The sequence below is a fragment of the Pseudomonas sp. 8_5_2 genome (assembly GCF_059295255.1).
In genome coordinates, this window is record NZ_CM181238.1 from 4,409,373 (window position 1) to 4,430,253 (window position 20,881).

21 protein-coding genes and 1 tRNA gene are annotated in these 20,881 nt (G+C 63.7%); 10 read left to right on the top strand and 12 right to left on the bottom strand.

The window, feature by feature from the left end:
- Window positions 1-184 precede the first annotated feature (184 nt).
- Window positions 185-2,317, top strand: coding sequence for a TonB-dependent siderophore receptor (locus AC5O5R_RS20245; protein WP_494514683.1), 2,133 nt, complete (start codon window positions 185-187; stop codon window positions 2,315-2,317).
- A gap of 187 nt (window positions 2,318-2,504) precedes the next feature.
- Here AC5O5R_RS20245 and AC5O5R_RS20250 read toward each other — a convergent pair.
- Window positions 2,505-2,594: transfer RNA gene (locus AC5O5R_RS20250), tRNA-Ser, on the bottom strand.
- A 198-nt stretch (window positions 2,595-2,792) separates the two neighbouring features.
- On the opposite strand from AC5O5R_RS20250, the gene AC5O5R_RS20255 reads away from it, so the two are divergent.
- The 3 genes from AC5O5R_RS20255 (at window position 2,793) to AC5O5R_RS20265 (ending at window position 5,417) form a co-directional block, all read left to right on the top strand.
- A complete protein-coding gene (locus AC5O5R_RS20255) occupies window positions 2,793-3,482 on the top strand; it encodes a crotonase/enoyl-CoA hydratase family protein (protein ID WP_172229391.1) in 690 nt (229 codons plus the stop codon).
- 164 nt (window positions 3,483-3,646) lie between these two features.
- Window positions 3,647-4,366: a lysophospholipid acyltransferase family protein gene (locus AC5O5R_RS20260; RefSeq protein WP_172287298.1), complete on the top strand. Its 720-nt coding sequence runs from the start codon at window positions 3,647-3,649 to the stop codon at window positions 4,364-4,366.
- Between the two features lie 79 nt (window positions 4,367-4,445).
- Window positions 4,446-5,417 (top strand): magnesium and cobalt transport protein CorA, encoded by a 972-nt coding sequence (locus tag AC5O5R_RS20265; protein ID WP_172229387.1) that lies wholly within the window; start codon window positions 4,446-4,448, stop codon window positions 5,415-5,417.
- A 175-nt stretch (window positions 5,418-5,592) separates the two neighbouring features.
- On the opposite strand, the gene AC5O5R_RS20270 is transcribed toward AC5O5R_RS20265, so the two are convergent.
- Window positions 5,593-6,324, bottom strand: a complete 732-nt coding sequence (locus tag AC5O5R_RS20270; RefSeq protein WP_172229385.1) for an amidotransferase — start codon at window positions 6,322-6,324, stop codon at window positions 5,593-5,595.
- A gap of 527 nt (window positions 6,325-6,851) precedes the next feature.
- On the opposite strand from AC5O5R_RS20270, the gene AC5O5R_RS20275 reads away from it, so the two are divergent.
- On the top strand, window positions 6,852-7,652 hold the full coding sequence (locus AC5O5R_RS20275) for a cytochrome c (RefSeq protein ID WP_494511488.1): 801 nt from the start codon (window positions 6,852-6,854) through the stop codon (window positions 7,650-7,652).
- Window positions 7,653-7,766: 114 nt separating this feature from the next.
- Here AC5O5R_RS20275 and AC5O5R_RS20280 read toward each other — a convergent pair whose 3' ends face one another.
- The 4 genes from AC5O5R_RS20280 to AC5O5R_RS20295 all read right to left on the bottom strand — a co-directional run bounded on the left by AC5O5R_RS20280 (window position 7,767) and on the right by AC5O5R_RS20295 (window position 11,106).
- Window positions 7,767-8,099 (bottom strand): ribonuclease E inhibitor RraB, encoded by a 333-nt coding sequence (locus AC5O5R_RS20280; RefSeq protein WP_172229381.1) that lies wholly within the window; start codon window positions 8,097-8,099, stop codon window positions 7,767-7,769.
- Window positions 8,100-8,275: 176 nt separating this feature from the next.
- On the bottom strand, window positions 8,276-8,512 hold the full coding sequence (locus AC5O5R_RS20285) for a hypothetical protein (RefSeq protein ID WP_172229379.1): 237 nt from the start codon (window positions 8,510-8,512) through the stop codon (window positions 8,276-8,278).
- Window positions 8,513-8,715: 203 nt separating this feature from the next.
- On the bottom strand, window positions 8,716-10,773 hold the full coding sequence (locus AC5O5R_RS20290; protein ID WP_172286954.1) for an LTA synthase family protein: 2,058 nt from the start codon (window positions 10,771-10,773) through the stop codon (window positions 8,716-8,718).
- Window positions 10,774-10,914: 141 nt separating this feature from the next.
- Entirely contained in the window at window positions 10,915-11,106 is a 192-nt protein-coding gene (locus AC5O5R_RS20295; protein ID WP_172230200.1) for a PLDc N-terminal domain-containing protein, read from the bottom strand.
- 126 nt (window positions 11,107-11,232) lie between these two features.
- Between AC5O5R_RS20295 and AC5O5R_RS20300 the strand changes: the two genes are divergently transcribed.
- A complete protein-coding gene (locus tag AC5O5R_RS20300) occupies window positions 11,233-12,171 on the top strand; it encodes a ZIP family metal transporter (protein ID WP_172286955.1) in 939 nt (312 codons plus the stop codon).
- 123 nt (window positions 12,172-12,294) lie between these two features.
- On the opposite strand, the gene AC5O5R_RS20305 is transcribed toward AC5O5R_RS20300, so the two are convergent.
- Together AC5O5R_RS20305 and AC5O5R_RS20310 are read right to left on the bottom strand one after the other, a co-directional pair.
- A complete protein-coding gene (locus tag AC5O5R_RS20305; RefSeq protein WP_172286956.1) occupies window positions 12,295-12,825 on the bottom strand; it encodes a hypothetical protein in 531 nt (176 codons plus the stop codon).
- A 59-nt stretch (window positions 12,826-12,884) separates the two neighbouring features.
- Window positions 12,885-13,409 (bottom strand): ankyrin repeat domain-containing protein, encoded by a 525-nt coding sequence (locus AC5O5R_RS20310; protein ID WP_172230195.1) that lies wholly within the window; start codon window positions 13,407-13,409, stop codon window positions 12,885-12,887.
- Window positions 13,410-13,679: 270 nt separating this feature from the next.
- Here AC5O5R_RS20310 and AC5O5R_RS20315 point away from each other — a divergent pair, with 270 nt between their 5' ends.
- Window positions 13,680-13,952: a DUF3509 domain-containing protein gene (locus AC5O5R_RS20315; protein WP_172230193.1), complete on the top strand. Its 273-nt coding sequence runs from the start codon at window positions 13,680-13,682 to the stop codon at window positions 13,950-13,952.
- A 125-nt stretch (window positions 13,953-14,077) separates the two neighbouring features.
- Here AC5O5R_RS20315 and AC5O5R_RS20320 read toward each other — a convergent pair whose 3' ends face one another.
- From AC5O5R_RS20320 to aroC, 3 genes are all read right to left on the bottom strand, one after another.
- Window positions 14,078-14,614 carry an oxidase gene (locus AC5O5R_RS20320; protein ID WP_172230191.1) on the bottom strand — a complete coding sequence of 179 codons (537 nt, stop codon included), beginning with the start codon at window positions 14,612-14,614 and terminating at the stop codon, window positions 14,078-14,080.
- Window positions 14,614-15,768 carry an MFS transporter gene (locus AC5O5R_RS20325; protein WP_494514684.1) on the bottom strand — a complete coding sequence of 385 codons (1,155 nt, stop codon included), beginning with the start codon at window positions 15,766-15,768 and terminating at the stop codon, window positions 14,614-14,616. Before AC5O5R_RS20325 ends, AC5O5R_RS20320 begins: the two co-directional genes overlap by 1 nt.
- Window positions 15,769-15,899: 131 nt before the next feature.
- Window positions 15,900-16,991, bottom strand: a complete 1,092-nt coding sequence (aroC, locus tag AC5O5R_RS20330; RefSeq protein WP_172228851.1) for a chorismate synthase — start codon at window positions 16,989-16,991, stop codon at window positions 15,900-15,902.
- A 235-nt stretch (window positions 16,992-17,226) separates the two neighbouring features.
- Here aroC and AC5O5R_RS20335 point away from each other — a divergent pair, with 235 nt between their 5' ends.
- Together AC5O5R_RS20335 and AC5O5R_RS20340 are read left to right on the top strand one after the other, a co-directional pair.
- Window positions 17,227-18,189 (top strand): alpha/beta hydrolase, encoded by a 963-nt coding sequence (locus tag AC5O5R_RS20335; protein ID WP_172228855.1) that lies wholly within the window; start codon window positions 17,227-17,229, stop codon window positions 18,187-18,189.
- Between the two features lie 65 nt (window positions 18,190-18,254).
- Entirely contained in the window at window positions 18,255-19,037 is a 783-nt protein-coding gene (locus AC5O5R_RS20340; RefSeq protein WP_172228849.1) for a hypothetical protein, read from the top strand.
- A 110-nt stretch (window positions 19,038-19,147) separates the two neighbouring features.
- Here the strand turns inward: AC5O5R_RS20340 and prmB are convergent, their stop codons facing one another.
- The gene (prmB, locus tag AC5O5R_RS20345; RefSeq protein ID WP_172286959.1) at window positions 19,148-20,056 is read right to left on the bottom strand and encodes a 50S ribosomal protein L3 N(5)-glutamine methyltransferase; all 909 of its coding nucleotides are present in this window, start codon (window positions 20,054-20,056) and stop codon (window positions 19,148-19,150) included.
- Window positions 20,057-20,236: 180 nt separating this feature from the next.
- Between prmB and AC5O5R_RS20350 the strand changes: the two genes are divergently transcribed.
- The gene (locus tag AC5O5R_RS20350) at window positions 20,237-20,827 is read left to right on the top strand and encodes a cysteine hydrolase family protein (protein WP_156859403.1); all 591 of its coding nucleotides are present in this window, start codon (window positions 20,237-20,239) and stop codon (window positions 20,825-20,827) included.
- Window positions 20,828-20,881 lie beyond the last annotated feature (54 nt).

The window sequence follows — 20,881 nt, forward strand, 5'->3', positions numbered from 1 at the left end:
CTGAATATCGCAAGGCCTGGATCGTTTTGTATTGAAGGCGGCTGCTAAGATGCCGCCTTTTTTCATGGCCTGTGCGGGCCTCTTCGCGGGTGAACCGCGCCTACAACGGGTGGCGATGCCCCTGTGGCAGCGGGTTTACCCGCGAAGAGGCCCGCACAGGTGTCGCGCATCCAGGAGCCCCCGCATGCCCCCGCGTCACCCCCGCCTGCCCCTGAGCCTGCTCAGCCTGGGCCTGGCCCTGCATTGCCCCAATGTGCTTGCCGAAGACAGCGTGTTACTGGCCCCGCTGCAGGTTTCCGACAGCTACGCCAACGATGGCTACCAGGCACGCCAGGCTGCAGTGGGCGGCTTCCAGCCCGCACCCTTGCTCGACACCCCCGCCTCGGTCAGCGTGTTCAGCCAGCAATTGCTGGAAGACCGTCAGGTGCGCAAGCTCAGCGAAGTGCTGCAAAGCGACGCCTCGGTGGGCGAAAGCTATGCGCCCATCGGCTACTACGAAAACTTCAACGTGCGCGGCTTCGAACTGAACGCCGCCAGCAGCTACCGCATCAACGGCCGGACCATCGCCGGCGAGCAGAACGTGGCCCTGGAAAACAAACAGCAGGTCGAGCTGCTCAAAGGCCTGTCCGGCCTGCAGAGCGGCGTGTCGGAGCCCGGCGGCCTGATCAACTACGTGACCAAGCGTGCCGAAGACGTGCGCAGCGTCACCGTGTCGACCAACGAACAAGGCGAGCGCTACCTGGCCACTGACCTGGGCGGCTGGTTCGGCAGCGAAAAGCAGTTTGGCCTGCGCGCCAACCTGGCCCATGAGGACATCCGCTCTTACGTCGACCACGCCGATGGCAAGCGCGACTTCGCCTCGCTGGCCTTCGACTGGCAGATAAGCCCGGATGCCACCTTGCAACTGGATGCCGAATACCAGCACCGCGAACAACGCTCGGTGCCCGGCTACCAGCTGCTCGGCGGCAACCAAGTGCCCCACGGCATCGACCCGGATGACCGCCTGGCCTACCAGCAGTGGGCAAAACCCGTGCAGAACGACTCGCTGAACCTGGGCGGGCGCTTCGAGTACCGCTTCAACGAGGCCTGGACCGGCACCTTGAGCGCCTCGCGCAGCAAGGTGGTGATCGATGACTACAGCGCGTTTGCCTGGGGCTCGAGCGAAGGCGCGTTCTTCGCCAGCAATGGCGACTACGACATCTACGACTTCCGCAGCCCCGCCGACACCCGCCGCACCGATGAGGCACAGGCCATGCTCGCCGGGCGCTTCGAGGCGCTGGGAGTGGGCCATGAGCTGACCCTGGGTACCAGCGCGCAACGGCGCACGCTGGACCAGCGCCCCAGCTATATGGAGTGGATCGGTACAGGCAACATCCATACCGGTGCTCCAGCCCTTGACCCGTCCAATAAGCCCATCAGGTCTAGCGAACGTCGCCTGGACAGTCGCCAGTACGGGTTGTTCGTCAGCGATCGCATCAGCTTCAACGAGCAATGGCAGACCTTACTGGGTGCCCGTGAAGTACGTCTGGACGAAAAGACCTGGGATGAGGACGGCGTTGCCGGGCGCCATACCCAGCAATACAAGTTGCTGCCGAACGCTGCGCTTATCTACAAGCCGCAGCCGGACACCACTGTATATGCTAGTTACGCCGAAGGCCTGTCAGCGGGCAGTGCGGCACCTTGGTTCGCAGAGAACAAATTCGAAATCCTCGCACCTAGCACGTCCCATCAGCTCGAGCTGGGCCTCAAGCACGACTGGCAGGGCCTGAGCCTCAGCGCCGCGCTGTTCCAGCTCCGCCAGGCCTACCAGTACGCGCGCCCGGACGGTGCCGGCAACTTCACCTACGTGCAGCAAGGCCGGCAGAAAAACACCGGCCTGGAGCTTGGCGCCAGCGGCTGGGTAACGTCGAACCTGCAGGTGCAGGCCAGCGCGGCGGCCATTCGTGCACGGGTGCAGAACAGCGGCACCGATGCCTACGAAGGCCATCAGGCGATCAATGTGCCCAGGTTCCGCGCTGCGCTGCACGCGGAGTACAGCCTGCCGGTGCCGGGGCTGGCGCTGCTGGGTGGGGCGCGCTACAGCGCCAGCAAGTATGCGAGCCAGGCGGGCAATGTGCAGGTGGGCGGGTATACCGTGTTCGATGTGGGTAGCCGCTACCGTACGCAGGTAGGCGGGTATGACACGGTGCTGCGGCTGACCGTGGATAACGTGTTCGACAAACGCTACTGGCGCGATGTGGGGGATTACCTGGGGGACAACTACCTGTTCCAGGGTGCGCCGCGTACTGCCCGGCTGTCGGCTTCGGTCAGCTTCTAGCGGGTTGGGGCTGCCTTGCAGCCCATTCGCAGCACAAGGCTGCTCCTACCGAGAACGTATCAGCAGCAGGTTCGCGGTCATTTGTAGGAGCAGCCTTGCGCTGCGAATGGGCCGCAAAGCGGCCCCAAAAAAGTAGCAGAAACAAAAAGCCCCCGAGCTTTTCAGCGCGGGGGCTTTTCGTAGAATGTGGCGGTGAAGAAGGGATTTGAACCCTTGATACGATTTCTCGTATACACACTTTCCAGGCGTGCTCCTTCGACCACTCGGACACTTCACCGTTTCTCTTCAAGCCCTGCGGCCTGTCGAGGTGCGCTAATTTAGTGAAAGACATTCCCTTTGGCAAGCATTTTTTTCAAATTTTTCATGTATTTGCACTTGAGCCACGCTGAGCGCTGACCGACCAGTCAGCCTTGCTGCTTTACCTTGCCCCTGGCGCTGGGTAACGTCGTCGCCACGCCAACAAAAGGACTCTGCCATGAGCGAGCTGATTACCTACCACGCCGAAGACGGCATCGCCACCCTGACCCTGAACAACGGCAAGGTCAACGCCATTTCGCCGGATGTCATCACCGCCTTCAACGCCGCGCTCGACCGCGCCACCGAAGAGCGTGCGGTGGTGATCATCACCGGCCAGCCGGGCATTCTCTCGGGCGGTTACGACCTCAAGGTGATGACCAGCGGGCCAAAAGAGGCAATCAGCCTGGTCACTGCCGGCTCCACCCTCGCCCGCCGCCTGCTGTCGCACCCGTTCCCGGTGGTGGTCGCCTGCCCGGGCAACGCCGTGGCCAAAGGGGCCTTCCTGCTGTTGTCGGCCGACTACCGCATCGGCGTCGAAGGGCCGTACAAGGTCTGCCTGAACGAAGTGCAGATCGGCATGACCATGCACCATGCCGGCATCGAACTGGCCCGCGACCGCCTGCGCCGCTCGGCTTTCCACCGCTCGGTGATCAATGCCGAGGTATTCGACCCGCAAGGCGCGGTGGATGCCGGCTTCCTCGACAAGGTGGTGCCGGCCGAGCAGTTGCACGATGCGGCACTGGCAGCGGCGCGGGAACTGAAAAAGCTGAACATGCTGGCGCACAAGAACACCAAGCTGAAAGTGCGCAAGGGGCTGCTGGATGCGCTGGACCAAGCGATCGAGCGGGATCAGCAGCATATGGGCTGACCTTGCGGGCCTCTTCGCGGGTAAACCCGCTCCCACACAGGTATGAATGCCCGTTGTAGGAGCGGGTTTACCCGCGAAAGGGCCGGAACAGACTTACACCAAGGTTTGCCCCAACCAGTGCACACCCGTACACTCCCCCGCGACTGTCTGGTGTGAGTCGTACCATGCTTTACTCGTTGCGCATGCTCCTGCTGGCGCTGCATTTTCTTGTCGTCGGCGCCGTTGGCCTTGTCATTGGCCTGTGCCGCCCCTTCAACCCCGACAACAGCCGCCTGTTCGCCCACCTCTACAGCCTGCCGGCTACCTGGCTGATGCGCATCAAGGTCAAGGCCGAGGTAGGCCCGCTGTGGGACCAGCCGCCCGGCTGCGTGATCGTCGCCAACCACCAGTCCAACTTCGACCTGTTCGTGCTCGGCCAGGCAGTGCCAAAACGTACTGTGGCCATCGGCAAGAAAAGCCTGGGCTGGATCCCGCTGTTCGGCCAGTTGTTCTGGCTGGGCGGCAACGTGCTGATCGATCGCAACAATGCCTACCAGGCGCGCAAGGCCATGCACAAGACCACCCGCGTGCTGCAGGCTGACACCTCCATCTGGATTTTCCCCGAAGGCACGCGCAACCCTGGCGAGCACCTGCTGGCCTTCAAGAAAGGCGCGTTTCACATGGCCATCGAGGCTGGCGTGCCGATCGTGCCGGTGTGCGTCAGCCGCTATGCCGGGCGACTGAACCTGAACAGCTGGCGCCAGCGTACGGTGATCGTGCGCTCGCTGCCGCCGATTGCCACGGCAGGCATGACGGTGCGGGACCTGCCGGTGCTGATCGAACAGTGCCGGGCGCAGATGCAGCAGTGCATTGACCGCATGGAAGCGGAATTGGCCGAAGGCTAAATCGGCGCCCGTGCAGGTTGCCCTCGCGCCGGCTACGGCCCAAGCTGTAACCCGTGTTCAATCGGGGAAGCGCACAACCATGGGGCGAGTCGTGGCATCGGCGGTGTACAGCGCCGGCAGAAAGGTCACCAACATCAGCATCGACGAAGGCAGCGAATGGGCGCGCAAGCCGGGGCACTTCGTGTGGATCGGCCTGGAAGAACCCAACGCCGAGGAGCTGGCCAACCTGCAGCGCCAGTTCAACCTGCATGAACTGGCCATCGAGGATGCCCTGGAAAAACACAGCCGGCCCAAGCTGGAAACCTTCGGCGATGCCCTGTTCATCGTTACGTATTCGCCGGTGCGCCACGAGGGCAAGCTGGAGTTCATCGAAACCCACATCTTCGCCGGCAACGGCTACATCATCACCTGCCGCAACGGCCACTCCAAATCCTATGCTTTGGTGCGCCAGCGCTGCGAGGCGCGGCCATTGCTGCTGGAGCACGGTGAAGATTTCGTGCTGTACGCCCTGCTCGACTTCGTGACCGAGAACTACCAGCCGGTCAGCGAGGCCATTCATGGCGAGATCGAAGAACTGGAGCAAAGCGTGCTCGGCGGTTCGCTGCAAGACGAGGACATCCGCCGCTTGCACAGCCTGCGCCGCGACATCCTGCGCCTGCGCCGCTACGTGGCGCCGATGGTGGAAGTGAGCGAAGAGCTGCAGCGGCTGAGCTTCCCGTTCATCGACAAGAACATGCGCCCGTACTTTCGCGACGTGCAGATCCACGTGACGCGGCAAATGGAAGACCTGGCCGGCATCCGCGACATCGCCAGCCAGACCATCGAGATCGGCATGCTGCTGGAATCGTCACGGCAGAGCATCGTGCAACGCAAGTTCGCGGCCTGGGCGGCGATCCTGGCGTTCCCCACGGCCATTGCCGGGATTTACGGGATGAACTTCCAGAACATGCCCGAGCTGGGCTGGCATTACGGGTATTTCGTGGTGCTGGGGGTGATTGTGGCGGGGTGCACAGGGTTGTATGCCAGCTTCAAGCGGTCTGGCTGGCTGTAAGAGAGCCCGGACCCTATGCAAGTCAGTCAAGGTTAATGGGGCTGCTGCGCAGCCCATCGCCGCGGTTCGTCGCCACGACAAGCCAGGCTCCTACAAGTACGGCGGATGGGTTGAATTTGGTGCGGTCTGTGGGAGCCTGGCTTGCCAGCGATGGGCCGCCAAGCGGCCCCGGCCATCAGGCGGCGTCGTGGTTGCTGGCCGGCTGCTGGATAAACCGCAACATCCATTCGCCCACCAGGTCGCCCTGGTGTTCGGTGGCCAGGCTGGCCACTGCCTTGTGGTACACCTCGTCGCCCAGGTACGCCTGGCGCGCATCGAGCAGCGCGCGGGAGTAGTCGTGGACGAACTCCGGGTGGCCCTGGAAGCACAGCACCTGGTCGCGAATGTGGTACGCCGCATTCGGGCAGAAATCGCTGGACGCAATCACCGTGGCGCCCTCAGGCAACTGGGTCACCTGGTCCTGATGGCTGATCAGCAACGTCAGCTCGGACACTTCCGGGTCCATCCACGGCGCATGGGCCGCCAGCGTGTAGCGGTGGATGCCCACGCCCCAGCCTTTCTCGGCGCGCTCGGCCTTGCCGCCCAGGGTCAACGCCAGCAACTGATGGCCGAAGCACACACCCAGCAATTTCTCGCCACGCTCGTACAGTTTCAGCAGATACGCCTTGAGGGTCTGGATCCAGGCATCGGTTCCGAACGAATCGGCCTTGCTGCCCGTCACAAGGTAGGCATCGAACACTTCATTGTCGGCGGGGTAGTCGCCGTGCATCACGTTGTAGACACAAAATTCGGCGGCGATCGGCTGACGCGAAAAGAGCTGCTCGAACATCCTGCCGTAGCCCTGATACTGCGCGGTCAACTCCGGACGCAGGACATCGGTCTCAAGGATGCAGATGCGTAACGACATAGGAATAGTCCTGAACGACATGAGTGGGAATCTGCTGTAGAGACTGACGCGAAAGGCACGTACAAGCAAGTAGGCTGCACTGACGAACGGTCACATTTTGTCGGTATGTCGCCAGCAGTTGCGCCAGTGTCTAGTCAGAGCATGCCAGCCGGCTGGCACAAGGCCTCATAGCCACACGGAATCGTGCGGCTATACGGTTAGAACAAAGGGTTCTCAAACATGCCTGACACACACCCTACTGTTGGATGTATATGCACTTACAAGAGGCAGGCAGTTCAGGCGCCATCGACGCCACTGCGATCGACCCGCAGTACGACAGGGAAGCCAACGGGTATTCAGGAATAACAACAAGAAGGCGGTCCGCCATGTTCAGACAATCGAAAATTCGCCAAGCTGGGCTCATTCTTTTCGCCACGACTTTGCTGTTGATCTTGCCGAACCTGACACGTTTGTTCGGCTGACTGCGGCGGTGGCGCCAGCGGGCAGTGCACAGGTAATCTGCTGGCCTTGATGGTCGGAGATTGCCCATGCGCCACTGCCTTGCCCTGTTGATGATGCTGCTGAGCCTGCCACTGTCGGCGGCGCAGCTGCACCTGGCGCTGGGCGCCAGCACGCGCGAGTGGAGCAGCGCCGAACTGCTCGGCCACCCGCAGGCGCGTGAAATCAGCATCGAACAGGACGTGTCCTATAAACGCCCCATGCACTATCGGGCGGTGCCGCTGGCCGCACTGCTGGAGGGTGTGAACGCCAGCGACCACCTGCAAGCAGTAGCGCTGGATGGCTTTGCCGCCGAAATGCCAGCTGCGCCGCTGCTGCAGCAAGGGCCTGCACGGGCCTGGCTGGCCGTGGAAGACCCGAGCAAGCCTTGGCCGCCACTGAGCAAGGGCAAGCCGAGCGCCGGGCCGTTCTACCTAGTGTGGACGGCGCCGCAGGCCAGCGGCATACGCCCGGAACAGTGGCCGTTCCAGATTTCCACCCTGCGCCAGCTGTCGCCGGTGGCGCAGCGTTTTCCGGCGCTGCTGCCCGACCCGACGCTGCCTGGCGACAGCCCGGTGCGCCAGGGGTTTGCGTTGTTCCAGCAGAACTGCCTGGCGTGCCATACGCTTAACGGCGCGGGAGATGCGCAGCTAGGGCCGGATTTGAACGTGCCGCACAACCCGACCGAGTATTTCCAGCCTGCTTACCTGCGCAAGCTGATACGTGACCCGCAGAGCCTGCGTCGCTGGCCGCAGGCGAAGATGCCGGGGTTTGCCGAAAGCGTGTTGAGTGAGCAGGAGCTGGATGCGCTGCTGGCTTATCTGGGGCATATGGCCGGGCGCAGGCCTTGACTGCGGTGCCTGGCCATTCGCGAGCATGCCCGCTCCCACAGGGATCGCACAGGTTTCAGGCCTTGTGAATATCTGTGGGCGTGGGCAAGTTTGCGAAAAAGCCACTACGGACCGTCAGGCAGTCAGCCGTTCGTGCTTGACGCCCCAGCCTTCCACTTCACCACCATAAGGTGTCACCAGCTGCTCGAAGGCCTCCTCGAAATCGCCAATCCCGCCATACGTGGCGTACATGACCTTGCTCAGCTCCAGGTGCCAGGCACCGTCGCCCATTTCGGTTACCTGGGCATTGAGGGATTCACCGCGAAACTGCCCGGCCGCACGGCGGGCCCCTGCTTCGTCGGGGAATACGGCATAGAACTCGATGGGGTGGATCCGGGTGAAGTCGAAACCGCCTGCTTTCATCTGGCGCAGGACGTTGCTGCTGATATCGTCGTTCTGGCTGCTCATGAATCGTCCTCCTGAATAAAGCAATGGATAGACTTTCCGTGCACTACGCACCTGCCGGCAGTGGCCGCGCAGTTCGAGCTGATGCAAGACGCGAATAGAAAAGGCACCAACCCGCAGAATAGGCAGGCACCTTCCACCAGCGTAGTGCCTGCAACGGCACCACGCAAACGTGTGGTTCAGGGCGCTTCGTGGATGCTGGTGATGGTGACGCCGCTCTGTTCCTTGAGCCAGCGTGCAGTGGGGGAAATGGCGCGGTCCTGGAAGTCGTTGAGGTCAAGCTCGTCCATCACCGGGAACAGGTGCGAACGGATCGCCCGCGCGGCGTCCTCTTCGCTGGGGATATGCTCGGCATGCAGCAGCAACCTGGACGGTTCGCCTTTCTGGTCGGCAAAGATGACTTCCCACTCTTTCATTGAACGAGCCCTCTCCATCAAATACCACAAGGTGTGTGATGCCTGAATAACTGACCTTGGGGTTGGGAGAATGTTCAGTCTGTGCCGGCCTCTTCGCGGGTAAACCCGCTCCCACACGGATACCATCAACCTCAGGCCCTGTGACTTCCCTGTGGGAGCGGGTTCACCCGCGAATGGGCCGCAAAGCGGCCCCTGTTGCCGCCTTACTTCGGCGTACCGTGCACTACACCCGCGGTGTTATCCAGCAGGCTCTTGGTCGCCGTCTGGATATACGCTTCCAGCTTCTTGAGCATTTCCGGCTGGTCCGGGCTTTCGATCAGCTCGGCCTTGAACTCGCTGCCCAGCTGGTAGCGGTACATGCGCGGGGTCATATCCTTGGACTCGATCAGGATACGGTCGCCCTGCACCAGGCCGACGATCTGCTCGCTGCCCGACGGCTTGATCATGCCCGAACCCTGGTCGCCCTCAGGCAGGTTGAGCAAGTCGCGGCCCCAGCACTGGTGCCGGGCCTGGCCACCCAGACGGCCCATGATGGTCGGCACGATGTCGACCTGGGTGCCCACGGTGTGGTCGACCGCGCCGAACTTCTCCTGGATACCCGGGGCGATCAGCAGCAGCGGTACGTTGAAGCGGCCCAGGTCCAGCTCGGTCACCTGCTGGTGGTTGCCAAAGCCATGGTCACCCACGATGACGAACAGGGTGTCCTTGAAGTACGGCTCTTTACGCGCCTTCTCGAAGAACTGGCCCAGCGCCCAGTCCGAGTAGCGCATGGCGGTCAGGTGCTCGTCCAGGCGGCCTTGCCCGGTAACCTTCTCGACCGGCAGGTCTTTAGGCAGCGCGTACGGGGTGTGGTTGGACAAGGTCTGCAGCAGGGCGTAGATCGGCTTTTTGCCATCATGCTTGGCCAGCTCCTCGTTGCCGCGGTCGAACATGTCCTGGTCGGACACGCCCCACGTCGGGTCGGAGAACACCGGGTTGACGAAGTCGTTGCGGCCGATGAACGTGGTCATGCCCTGGTTGCCGAAGAACCCGGACTGGTTGTCCCAGGCGAAGTCGCCATTGTACACGTACACGTCGTCGTAATTGCGGGCGCTGAGCAAGGCCGGCAGGCCCGACAGCTTGTGGCCGCCTTCCGGGGTCTGCATCAGGTATTCGAACCCGGGCAAGTTGGGGAAGCAGGCCATGGTGGCGAACATGCCCTGGTGGGTATGGGTGCCGTTGGAGAAGAAGCGGTCGAACAGCAGGCCTTCTTTGGCCAGCTTGTCGAAGTACGGCGTGATGTTGTTGGGGCTGCCCAGCGCGCCCACCGAGTGGCCGGCGAAGCTTTCCATCAGGATCACCACCACGTTCTTGATCGGCAGGGTGCGCTCGGCCGGCGGCAGGAAGTCGCGGCGGATGGCAGCCTCATCGGCATCGACCAGCGTGTCGTGGGCGGTCAGCAACTGCTCGCGCACGCTTTGCGTGGCCACAGCCTGGTCCAGCACCGGCTTCCAGATGTTGGCGCGGTCTTCGCCGAAGCGGCTCTTGGCGGCGTCGATCAGGGTCAGGGTGCCGTTCAGGCCCAACTGGTTGACGAAGTTGGAGTCGGTGGTAAAGGCATCACCCCAGCGCATTGGCGGGCCCTGGCGCAAGGTGCCACGGGCGGCGACCACGGCCACCAGCAGAATCACCATGAATACCGCCAGGCGGTTGTACCACGGCGCCACGCGCTGCACGCCATCGCCACGGGTGATGCGGTCGATGCCCTTGAACAACAGGCTCAGCAGCCAGGTGCCAAAGGCCCAGGCCAACAGGTAGCGCACCACCGGGAAACCGTACCAGAGCATGCTCATGACGGTTTTCGGGTCTTCCTTGATGTACTGGAACACCAGGCCGTTGAGGCGCTGGTGGAACTCGCGGTAGAAGTCCATTTCCATCAGGCCGAGGAACATCACCACGCTCGAGGTGAGGGTCAGCCAGAAACGGAACACGCCACGCCGGGCCATCGCCCAGGGGCTGAGAATGGCCAGCAGCAGCGGTATGCTGAGGTACACCACCACCCGCAGGTCGAAGCGCAAGCCGTTGAGGAAGCCCTCGGCGACGGTTGTATAGGGTGTATCGCCGATCATGTCGCTGTTGTAGACCAGCAGCGCGAGGCGCACGAGGCTGAGCATCAGCATGATCACCAGGGCGCTGAGCAGCGTGTAGGCCAGGTGGGATTTCAGGGTCGGCGAGAACGACGCTCGCCCGCCCCGTTGCTTCAGGGCGTCCGTGTTAGCCATGAATGGGAAGGTCCTAGGATTGCGGTTTGCGGAGATGGCGCTGGTGCTAGACCAACGCAGCATTGTGCGGGTGCGGATTCTGTTTAAACCAATGTGAAAATTTTGTCACGAGGGTGTTGCCGGTTTTGTCTGCGCCGGCCTTCAAATGCGCGCATTCCCCCGCGGGCCGGCAATCGCCCAGATCACCAGGCCCACCACCGGCAGCAGTGCGATCAGCAAGATCCACAACACCTTGATGCCCACCTCGCGGCCACTCTTGATCACGTTGAAGATGGCCCAGATATCCAGCGCCAGTATGATCAGCCCTACCAGGCTGTTGAATGTAGACCCCATGCCATGACTCCTGTGCTAAGGCTTTGCTGCACAGCATAGCCAGCTATCACGTCGATAGAGGGGAAACCTTGGCAATGCGGGCCGGTCACTGCATAAACTGCCTTATACGCCGAATCCGAGGTTCACATGCCCCCAGCCCAGAGTCACAGCGCCGCCCCGCCCTCCCCCCTCAGTGCCTGGCGGCAACAGATAGCCAGCAGCCCGTGGGTGGGCGCCGGCCTGGCGTTGAGCCTGCTGGCCGTGCTGGCGCTGCTGGCGGCGAGCCTGTGGAATGCCATTCATGGCGACCATGCCGAAAACCTGCACCTGGCGGCGCTGGGCGGGTTTGCCGGCTTCGGCGCCACCGCCCTGGGCGCGGTACTGGCCGTGGTGCTGCGTGATGTCAGCACGCGCAACCAGGATGTGATGCTGGGCTTTGCCGCCGGCATGATGCTGGCGGCCAGCTCATTTTCGCTGATTCTGCCGGGGCTGGACGCCGCCCGGGACATCACCGGCAGCGGGCCCGCCGCGGCCTTCACCGTGGTGCTGGGCATGGGGCTGGGTGTGCTGCTGATGCTGGGCCTGGACCGCTTTACCCCGCACGAGCATCAAACCGTCGGTGTGGTCGGGCCGGAAACCGAGCGGTTCAGTCGGGTGTGGCTGTTCGTGCTGGCAATCACCCTGCACAACCTGCCAGAGGGCATGGCCATTGGCGTGAGCTTTACCAACGGCGACATGAACATCGGCCTGCCGCTGACTACCGCCATCGCCATCCAGGACATCCCCGAAGGGCTGGCCGTGGCCCTGGCCTTGCGGGCAACCGGGCTGTCGAACATGAAGGCGGCTCTGGTGGCGGTCGGGTCGGGGCTGATGGAGCCGCTGGGTGCGGTGATCGGCCTGGGGATTTCCACCGGCTTTGCCCTGGCCTACCCGATCAGCATGGGGCTGGCGGCGGGGGCAATGATCTTTGTGGTCAGCCACGAGGTGATACCGGAAACCCACCGTAACGGGCACCAGACAGCGGCGACCCTGGGGTTGATGGGCGGGTTTGCGGTGATGATGTTCCTCGATACCGCGCTGGGCTGAACTTGAAGTTACCTGAACCGGCCTATTTGCGGGTGAACCCGCTCCCACAGGTGTTCCACTGCAATTGGGTCCAGTGATGATCCTGTGGGAGCGGGCGAGCCCGCGAAGATGCAAACGCCGAAATCAGACGTGGACAGCCACTTTCAGGGCTTCCAGGGCCGGCTCGACCTTGATGCCCACTTCAGCCCCAAGCGCCTGGACCCGCGCCAGGTCATGCTGCCCCACCATTACCATCTGCAGCTCGTCATCCAGCAACTGGCTGAAATTCAACAGCACATAACCGCCGGCCTCTTTGTTCAGCGCGCCCATCTGCACCTGGATGCGGTTAAGTGCAGTCAGCGGCTCGGTACGGGCCAGCTGCTTGGGCTTGAGGGTGAACGGCACGCTGTTGTCGAATGAATCGCTGATCTGCTGGAACAGGTCCTGGTAGCTGTCAGCCTGGAACACCACGGTGTCCGGCAGGCTGCCCAGCACCACCCATTCGCCCAGCGGCATGGGGAAGCTGTCGTCGTAATTAATGTCAGGGTTGGCGGCCAGGAAGGCGGCCGGGTCGGCGTAGGCCTGGGCGGCCTCGTCGGCAATGCGCTCGATGTCTGCCTCGAGCATGCAGCCAGCGCCGATGAGGCTGATGAATTCGAGCAACTGAGTTTTCATGAAAGGGGCCTGCGACGGGTGAAAAGTCGCCAAGGATAGCCGCAAAAGCCCCTTTGCTGTTAGCCGGCCAGCGCCTGCAGGCGCGCCGTGGCGTCCACGGCACCCATGGTCTGCGCCGCCATCAGGGCGGTGGCACCGCGGGCGTCCTGGTGGGCCGGGTCGGCGCCTTGTGCCAGCAGATAGTCGAGGATGTCGCTGCGGTTGAACATGGCCGCCAGCATCAGCGCGGTGCGCCCGTCCTGCGCGCAGGCGTCCACTGGCACGCCATGCTCCAGCAGCAGGCGGATCATGGCCAGGTCGCCTTTGAAGGCGGCGCCGGCGATGGGCAGTTGCCCGTTGTCGTTGGCGATCAGCGGGTCGGCACCCTGCGCCAGCAGCACGCGCACCGCGTCATGGTGGCCATGGTAGCTGGCCAGCATCAGCAGGGTGTCGCCCTTGTGGTTGCGCAGGTTGGCCGGCAGGCCGCTGGCAAGCAGGCGCGCGAGCATTTCGGCATCGCCGTGGCGGGCAGTGTCGAACACCTGTTCGGCGAAGGCAGCGGTTTCATCGGCAGTCATGGTGGCGGGCGCGGTTTGGCTGGACATCGGGAACCTCCTGGCAGAAATCGGTGCCTAAGTGTTTGTCAGGCTCACGCTTTGGGTCAAAGGTTCAGTTTCTATCGAGCCGATAGGCACAAGCCGGGCCGTGCAAAATGCACTGTGCAAATTGCACGACCTTGCAGGATGCACGGTAACCCCTCTGAAAAATCTTTATAAATCACTGATTTCAAAGGACTTTTCTGCAAATCAATTTCTGGCACGGTCACTGCAATCTACTTCATCACGATTGCCACACCACCTTTGTCAGGAGTTGATATGGACCTCATCCAGGAAAAGTTCGTTTCGGTATTCTCGGCTTATCAGGTCAATACCCAGCCCCGCCCCGATGGCGGCGTGCTGCTGACCTTGCGTGCTGCCGATGGCAAGGTGACCCGCCGGGTGCTGACCTACGGACAACTGCACAGCGCCGAACAGCTGTCCTGGGCGATCAGCGCCATTCGCCGCGATCTGGCTGAGCAGGCCAGTGAATTGCCGGTGATTACCATGCTGCAGAGCCAACAGCGGTTTGCCCTGCCGACCTATCGTTGATTTTTGTGGTGGTATCACGGGCCTCTTCGCAGGTGAACCCGCTCCCACACTGATCGCGTAACCCTCAGGGTTCGCGGTCAATCAATGGGGGAGCGGGTTTACCCGCGAAGAGGCCCGCGAGGCCACTACAGCTCGTCAATCCCCGGGAATGCCCGTGCAGTCAGATCTCCGGTAAACCGCGGTTCCACGCCCTGCTCGCTGCCAAACACGCGCACCGCGAGGCAAAACGGCGTATCACCCAGCTCCACCCAGCGCCGGGTCCCCGCCGGGACCAGCAGTTGGTCACCCTTCTCGCACAGCACCGAGTACACCCCTCCAGCAAGCCGCAGGCCAACTTGTGCGCGCCCGCTGACAACTGCAAATACCTCGTCGCTGTCGTGCACATGCTCATCGCGCACATCCACCTGCGCCGGGTCTTCCCCATCACGGTTGAGCAGCACGAAGGCCTTGCAGCCATGCGCCGTCATCAGCTGGTCCAAGTACCCTCGGCAGGCATCCAGTACCTCGTCCCGGGCCGTACCCGGGCGCACCCGCAGGCCGTGTTCGGCATGCGCAAAATGCACGCCCTGCTCGGCCAGGGTGGCGGCGATGTCATCATGGTGAGTCAGCACCTTGTTCGGCAGTTCCGGGCTGGCGGGGTGGAAAACGCTGAGAATGCTCATCAGGGGCGGGTCCTGGCAGGTTGCGAACAAAGGGCCATGATAACGGCTGCAGCCAAGGCTGCGGCACTGGCCATACCAAAGGTGAAGGCGGACCCCAGCAGCTTCCAGCTGTAGCCCGAATACAAGGCGCCCAAAGCGCCGCCGGTACCCGACAGCGCGGCGTACAGCGCCTGGCCCTGGCCCTGCTGGCGGGCACCGAAGCTGGCCTGGACGAAGGCAATGCAGGCGGCATGGAAGCAACCGAACGTGGCCGCGTGCAGCAACTGGGCGAATATCAGTACTGTCGGCTCGTCCGCCAGGTTACCCAGCAGCAACCAGCGCACAGCCGCCAGCAGGAAGCTGACCAGCAGCACCCGTTGCACGCTGAAGCGGGCGAACAGGCGGCTCATGAGCATGAACATCAGCACTTCGGCCACCACCCCCAGCGCCCACAGCAAGCCGATGGCACCCCGGCTGTAGCCCAGATGCTCCAGGTGCAGGGTGAGGAAGGTGTAGTACGGCCCGTGGCTGAGCTGCATCAGCGCCACGCAGGCATAGAATGCGATCACCCCCGGGGCGCGCAGCTGCTGCAGGAAACCACCCGCGCTGCGGCGCTCGCCCTGCTCCACCGGCTGGGCATTGGGCACCCACAGGCTGGCCGCGACGATGCCCGCCATGATGGTCACCAGCGCTACCGGGTAGATATCCAGGCTCAGCCATTCGAACAGCCGGCCCAGCCCCACCACGGTGAGGATGAAGCCGATCGAGCCCCACAACCGCACCTGGCTGTAACGCGCGGTCTGCCCGTGCAGGTGCGCCAGGGTTATCACCTCGAACTGCGGCAGCACGGCATGCCAGAAGAACGCGTGCAGGGCCATGACCAATGCCAGCCAGGCGTAGCTTTTGCCGAAGAAGATCAGGGCGAAGCTCGCCAGGGTCGCCAACGCCCCCAGGCGCACGATCAGCAGGCGCTGGCCGCTGCGATCGCCCAGCCAGCCCCACAAGTTGGGCGCCACGCAGCGCATCAGCATGGGGATGGCCACCAGCTCGCCGATGCGCGCCGGGGAAAAGCCCAGGTGGTCGAAGTACAGCGCCAGGAACGGGGCGGTGGAGCCGAGCAGGGCGAAGTAGAACAGGTAGAAAGTGGACAGGCGCCAGTAGGGGATGGGTTGCATGGGGTGGCCTTGTGGGAACCTGGGCCGGCCCTATCGCCGGCAAGCCAGCTCCCACAGGATCACCTCATACCTGAAGACTGTGGGGTACCTGTGAGAGCTGGCTTGCCGGCGATAGGGCCGGTGCAGGGGAATCAGCGCTGGCCCAGCACCGGGGTATTCACGCGCACATCGGCATTCTGCGCACGGTGGCGCAGCAGGTGGTCCATCAGCGCAATGGCCATCATTGCCTCGGCGATCGGTGTGGCACGAATGCCCACGCAAGGGTCGTGGCGGCCTTTGGTGATGACATCCACCGGATTGCCGTCAACGTCGATGGAGCGGCCCGGGGTGGTGATGCTGGAGGTCGGTTTCAGCGCCAGGTGCGCCACGATCGGCTGACCCGAAGAGATGCCACCCAGGATGCCGCCAGCGTTGTTGCTGAGGAAGCCTTCGGGGGTGAGCTCGTCACGGTGTTCGGTACCGCGCTGGGCAACGCTGGCAAAGCCGGCGCCGATTTCCACGCCCTTGACGGCGTTGATGCTCATCAGCGCGTGGGCCAGCTCTGCGTCGAGGCGGTCGAAGATCGGCTCGCCCAGGCCCGGCATCACGCCCTCGGCGACCACAGTGATTCTGGCGCCTACCGAGTCCTGGTCACGGCGCAGCTGGTCCATGTAGGCCTCCAGCTCCGGCACCTTGTCGGGGTCGGGGCTGAAGAAGGCGTTGTGCTCCACCGATTCCCAGGTCTTGAACGGGATTTCGATCGGGCCCAGCTGGCTCATGTAGCCGCGCACGGTGATGCCCTGGGTGGCCAGGTACTTCTTGGCGATGGCACCGGCGGCCACGCGCATGGCGGTTTCGCGGGCCGAGCTGCGGCCGCCGCCGCGGTAGTCGCGGATGCCGTACTTGTGGTGGTAGGTGTAATCGGCGTGGGCTGGGCGGAACAGGTCCTTGATCGCCGAGTAGTCCTTGGACTTCTGGTCGGTGTTGCGGATCAGCAGGCCGATCGAGCAGCCCGTGGTACGGCCTTCGAACACGCCGGAGAGGATTTCCACCTCGTCGGCTTCCTGGCGCTGGGTGGTGTGCCGGCTGGTGCCGGGCTTGCGCCGGTCCAGGTCGTGCTGCAGGTCGGCGAGGGAAATTTCCAGGCCGGGTGGGCACCCATCGACAATGGCGACCAACGCCGGGCCATGGCTTTCGCCAGCGGTGGTGACAGTGAACAGCTTGCCGTAGGTATTGCCGGACATGGACGCTCCGCGAGATCAGCCTGAAATGGACGAAAGCGGCAGTATACAGATGGATTGGTTGTCTGTACTGGCCCTATCGCCGGCAAGCAGGCTCCCACAGGTTTACCACAGGCCCAGGCATTGTGGATTCCCTGTGGGAGCTGGCTTGCCGGCGATGAGGCCGAACCTGCATACAAAGCCCGAGAACCTTCCCGCAGACATTGGGTCAAACCCTCATCTCCCCATGTAGTACCACCTGATGTCGCGCCTCGTCGCCTTGTTCCTGCTGTTGTGCTCCGGCCTGGCCCAGGCCGCCGCCCCCACCGTGCTGCAACGCCCGATTGACCTGGATACCGGCCAGGGCGTGCTGCACGGCAGCCTGCTGTTGCCGCAACAGGCCACCCCGCCACCGGTGGTGCTGATCATCGCCGGCTCCGGCCCCACCGACCGCAACGGCAACAACCCGGCTTCAGGCAGGGTAGACAACCTCAAGCGCCTGGCCCTGCTGCTGGCCAACGAGCATATCGCCAGCGTGCGCTACGACAAGCGCGGTGTGGCTGCCAGCCAGCCGGCCACGCCCGACGAGCGTGACCTCAGCGTGGAGCGCTACGTGGCCGATGTGGTCGCCTGGAGCCACAAGCTCAAGGCCGACCCGCGCTTTGGCCCGCTGATATTGATCGGCCACAGCGAAGGCGCACTGATCGCCAGCCTGGCCGCCGAGCGGGCCGGCGCCAGCGCCGTGATCACCCTGGCCGGCAGCGGCCGCCCGCTGGCCGATGTGCTGCGCGAGCAGCTGGCACAACGCCTGCCGCCGGCGCAGCTGGCCGGTGGCAGCGCCCTGCTCGACCGCCTGCAGGCCGGGCAGACCAGCCTGGAAGTGCCGGCGCCGCTGCGCCAGGTGTTTCGCCCCAGTGTGCAGCCGTACCTGATTTCGCTGTTCCGGCAAAACCCGGCTGCAGCCTTTGCCCGCCTGCCCATGCCCGCGCTGATCGTGCAGGGGCGCAACGACGTGCAGGTGGACGTGGTCGATGCCCAACGGCTGAAGGCCGCCAAGCCGGATGCGCAGCTGGTGTTGATCGACGGCATGAACCACATGCTGCGCATCAGCCCCAAGGGCATGAGCCAGCAGCGCGACAGCTACCTCAACCCCGAGCTACCGCTGGCGCAGGAACTGGGTGAGCGGATTGTGACGTTCATCCAGCATTTGCCTTCGGCGTGAGCTGAACAGGCTCAGGTCCTTGGCAAGCCTGCCGATACAGCAGGCATAGCCGAGGACAAGCCCCGATGACAACCACACCCGCCGCCGTAGAGCCGGCCGAAGAGGCCCAGCAACCCCCTGCCCTGCCCTGGGCCGACCTGGCCCCGGAACACTTCCAGCTGCTGCGCCTGGCCGCCCTGCCCACCGACCGCAGCACCGGCGCGCGGCCGCTGCGCTTTGTGCAGTTCGGCTATGCCGAGCGCCATGACAAGGCGCACAGCCTGCTGCGCATGGAGATCCAGCTGCCCGGGCAGAAGGTGCACAAAGAGCAGAACCGCCTGGACATCCGCGTCGACCATGCCGAGCACCTGGTGCGTATCGGCAGCGAGCATGGCCTGCAACTGGAGCCCGTCAACCGGGGCATCGGCCGCTTCCTGCTGGCCCAGGCTGCGCAGTGGCTGCAACGCCGCTGGTCGCATTACCGGGTCGAGGGCATGGCGCTGCCGAGCAAGGATGCGCTGAGCGAAGACTCGCGCCTGCGCCGTGACCACTGCTTGCGCGGGGTGGGTATCGCCGTGGAGTACGAAGACAGCCAGCACCTGAAGGGCCGCACCGTGGACATGCCCGTGGGCCAGCTGAAAGCGGCCTGGAGCAACGAGCGCCTGCAGCGGGTGGACATTCTGGATGCCGCCAACCTGCTGCAGCAGGCTGACCAGCAATTGCTGGAGAAGGAAGCGCAATTGCGCGAGCGCGATGAACGGGTGGCCAAGTACCACCGGGAAGACAGCGGGTTGCGCTTTACCATCACCTGCCTGGTGGCATTTGCGGTGTTTCAGGCGGGGCTGCTGATCTGGATTGCTACCCGCTGAGACCGCGTTGCCTGCTTCGCGGGTAAACCCGCTCCTACAGGGATAGCACCGGGCCCGAGGCCAGTGATGGCCTTGTAGGAGCGGGTTCACCCGCGAAGAGGCCCTGCAGGTCAGACCCGGGCTTTGAACAGTTCCTGATGCTGGCGGCACTGCTCGGAGGTCAGCATGAACACGCCATGCCCCCCGCGCTCGAACTCCAGCCAGGTGAAGTCCACCTCAGGGTACAGCGCCTCGACATGCACCTGGCTGTTGCCCACTTCGACAATCAGCAAGCCCTTGTCGGTCAGGTGGTCTGCCGCCTCGGCCAGCATGCGCCGCACCAGGTCCAGGCCATCATTGCCGCAGGCAAGGCCCAGCTCGGGCTCGTGGTGGTATTCGGCCGGCATGTCGTCGAAGTCTTCGGCATCGACATACGGCGGGTTGGACAGGATCAGGTCGAAACGCTGCCCCGGCAAGCCGCTAAAGCCGTCACCCTGCACGGTGAACACACGGCCGTCCAGGCCATGCCGTTCGATGTTCTGGTTGGCCACTTCAAGGGCCTGGAACGACAGGTCGGCCAGCACCACCTCGGCCTCGGGGAACACGTCGGCGGCGACGATGCCGATGCAACCCGAGCCGGTGCACAGGTCGAGGATGCGCGCCGGTTCGCTGGCCAGCCACGGCTCGAAGCGCTTTTCGATCAACTGGCCAATCGGCGAACGCGGCACCAGCACCCGTTCGTCAACGATGAACGACATGCCGCAGAACCAGGCCTCGCCAAGCAGGTAGGCGGCCGGCACGCGCTCTTCGATCCGGCGTTTCAACAGGTGCTGCAGGCGTACCCGCTCGTCGTCCTCGAGCATGCAGTCCAGGTAGCTGTCGGCCACTTCCCACGGCAGGTGCACCGCGCCCAGCACCAGCAGGCGGGCCTCGTCCCAGGCGTTGTCGGCACCGTGGCCGAAGAACAGATCATGCTCGTGGAAGCGGCTGACCGCCCAGCGGATGTAGTCGCGCAGCGTGCGCAGACGGGATGTGATCACGGGGTACTCCTATTTCAGACCGTACAAAAGTCTAACAGCCCAGGCCGTACATTTGTTCCCCCGGATCGCCCCCAGGCTAGCCACAAGCCAGTAACTACGCCGCTTGCGTTGTCAACCATTCCCATTGGCGCCAATGCAAGGGAGAATAGGTGTACAAAAGCCCTGCTCAAGGAGCCATTGATGTCCGTTCCAACCACGATGTTCCGCCTCACTGGCCGCGACTACCCGCCGGCCAAGCTGAGCCACGCCAGCCTGATCATCATCGATGCGCAAAAGGAGTACCTCAGTGGGCCCCTGCAGCTGTCGGGCATGGACGAGGCCGTGGCCAACATCGCCAGGTTGCTCGACGCCGCGCGCAAGAGCGGCCGTCCGATCATCCATGTTCGCCACCTGGGCACCGTTGGTGGCCGCTTCGACCCCCAAGGCCCGGCCGGCCAGTTCATCCCGGGGCTGGAGCCCCTGGAAGGCGAAACCGTCATCGAAAAACGCATGCCCAACGCCTTCAAGAACACCCAGCTGCACGAAACCTTGCAGGCGCTGGGGCACCTGGACCTGATTGTCTGCGGTTTCATGAGCCATTCCAGCGTCAGCACCACCGTGCGCCGCGCCAAGGACTATGGTTATCGGTGCACCCTGGTGGAAGACGCCTCGGCCACCCGTGACCTGGCCTTCAAGGACGGGGTGATTCCGGCCGCACAGATCCACCAATGCGAAATGGCCGTGATGGCCGACAACTTCGCTTGCGTGGCCCCCACCGCCAGCCTGATCTGAACGGCGGGCACGACCGCCCGGCAGCCGGGCGGAACCCGATGGGCGGCAGCAGGT